At 67.7% G+C, this 1,702-nt stretch carries 1 protein-coding gene; it reads right to left on the reverse strand.

Annotation, left to right across the window (positions count from 1 at the left end):
• Positions 1-15 precede the first annotated feature (15 nt).
• Positions 16-1,644: an ISAzo13 family transposase gene (locus tag ACWIHT_RS47200; RefSeq protein ID WP_456174828.1), complete on the reverse strand. Its 1,629-nt coding sequence runs from the start codon at positions 1,642-1,644 to the stop codon at positions 16-18.
• Positions 1,645-1,702 lie beyond the last annotated feature (58 nt).

Genomic DNA, 1,702 nt, shown 5'->3' on the forward strand with positions numbered 1-1,702 from the left:
AGGGCTTGCAGATCATTAACGCGTCGTCTTGATCTTGTTTTGGGGCTCGCCAGTTTGAGCGAGGACCCGAGCGTGGAGGGCCGCAAGGACGACGGGTGGCGTCGTCGCCGGTGGGATGACGATGCCGTGTGTTTTGAGGAGTCTTCTGTTTTTCAGAAGGGTGCGGTGCATCGCGGTCCGGCTGCTGCCGAACAGTACGGCGAGAGGTTCAGCGGCCAGGGCGACCCGGAGATGGAGCACGGTGGCCAGGATCTGTTCGGGGAAGGCGAGCCGGGGTGGACGGCCGCGTCGGGCATCGCCGTCGGGGATCAACGTCCTTGTGAAGTCGGCCAGTTGCTGCCGGGACATGCCGGTCAGGGCGGGATCGGACAGCAGGGCCTGGTTCCACCGCCGGGCGGGCTCCGGTGGAGTCCGGGCCGCCCGAACAGCAGGGCGGGGTTGTGGGTGCAGGGCGTAGTTCCACTCTCCGTGGAATGCGTGCCGGGTCAGCGGCAGTGCGGCCATCTCGGCGTCACCGATACGGACTCCGGTCGGGTACGTGTTGGTGTCCAGTGCTGCGCTCACGCGCAGTCCGGTGCGGGTGATGGTTGCCGCGATGGTCTGCAGGATGACTTCGTGGCTGGTCAGCGGGCGGCCCCGCCAGTTCATGGTGATGTGGGAGAAGAGCCGGTGCTCGATCTTGTTCCACTTCGATGTGCCGGGCGGCAGGTGACACACGGTGATCATCAGCCCGGTTTCGGCGGCGAGGCGGGCGAGTTCGAGCTTCCAGGCCCGGGTGCGGTAGCCGTTGGAGCCTCCCGCGTCTGCGGTGATCAGGAGCCGTGCCGCCTGCGGGTAGGCAGCCTGGCCCTGGCCGTGCCACCAGCGGCGGATCGACTCGACCGCGAACGCGGCGGTGTCGTGATCGGTGCCGACGTTGACCCAGCCGGTGTTCGCCGCGACGTCGTAGATCCCGTAGGGGACGGCCTTGCCCAGCTGTGGGTCGGTGAAGTCGTGCACGTTCACCGGCACCGGCTCACCCGTCGGCCGCCACTGGCGGCCGTTGTTCTTGAACTCGCCGACGAGTTCCTTCTTCTTGGTGTCCACGCTGATGACCGGCTGGCCGGCGTCCCGGTGCGCGCGGGCCTGCTCGTTGAGATAGCGGAACTGGGCATCCCTGTCGGGGTGCTGGCTGCCCTCGATGGTCTTGGCGTTGGCCTGCAGGCTGAAGCCCTCCTCCCGCAGCAGGTCGGCGACGGTGTCGGCGCTGATGCGGTGGCCGGCCCGGGTCAGCTCCTGCGCCAGCGTGCGGGTGGACTTCACCGTCCACCGCAGCGGCGACATCGGGTCACCCCGTACGTCCGGTTCGACCAGCGCCAACAGTGCCGACCGCAGCCCCGGATTCAGATCCACGACTCGCTTGCGGCCCCCGCCAGGACGCCGCACCCGCCCTAACGGCTCCTCACCGGCTTCGAGTTCGAACACGCCCTTGCGGACGGTCGTCTCGCTGACCGACGCGGCCTGTGCCACGGCCCGGACACCGCCGTGTCCCAAGGCCTGGGCCTCCGCAGCCATCAACAGCCGTCGCTGGCGCTCGTCCAGATGCGGGAGCAACACCGCGAACTTCACAGCGAGTTGGTCACGAGTCTCATCCGGGATGCGCATGCCACACCAACGAGCTTCAGGACAGGAAGCAACACCTTGATTCCCTGCAAGCCCTTAG

This window comes from Streptomyces sp. NPDC002276 (assembly GCF_053891435.1).